We start from the raw sequence: 402 nt of genomic DNA, 5'->3' as shown, positions 1-402 counted from the left end.
TGTGTTAACGTATAGTTTCCTGAATCAGTTCCACTTATTGTATATCCACTTGTATTGATCGTAATTCCTGTGCCTACATTTGCACTTGCAAACGTAAACACTGGACTTCCTCCTAAAACAACATCATCTGCTCCTATAACTCCACTTAAAGTAGCAGTTCCTGAAGCAGTTCCTGCTGTCGTGCCATCATAAACTTTATTATCTCCTGTAAGTCCCACGATTGTGAGTTCTGCTGCGGTAATATCTGCTGATAAAGTGGGCTGTGTTAACGTATAGTTTCCTGAATCAGTTCCACTTATTGTATATCCACTTGTATTGATCGTAATTCCTGTGCCTACATTTGCACTTGCAAACGTAAACACTGGACTTCCTCCTAAAACAACATCATCTGCTCCTATAACT

General features: G+C 39.8%; 1 protein-coding gene. It reads right to left on the bottom strand.

Annotated elements, in window-relative coordinates:
- The coding region (locus AAON49_RS00020; RefSeq protein ID WP_349551720.1) for a YDG domain-containing protein at positions 1–402 on the bottom strand (402 nt) is incomplete at both ends.

The organism is Pseudotenacibaculum sp. MALMAid0570, assembly GCF_040151415.1.
Lineage (GTDB): Bacteria > Bacteroidota > Bacteroidia > Flavobacteriales > Flavobacteriaceae > Polaribacter.
The sequence above is the reverse complement of the archived record's forward strand: the minus strand, read 5'-3'. Positions and strand labels throughout refer to the sequence as shown.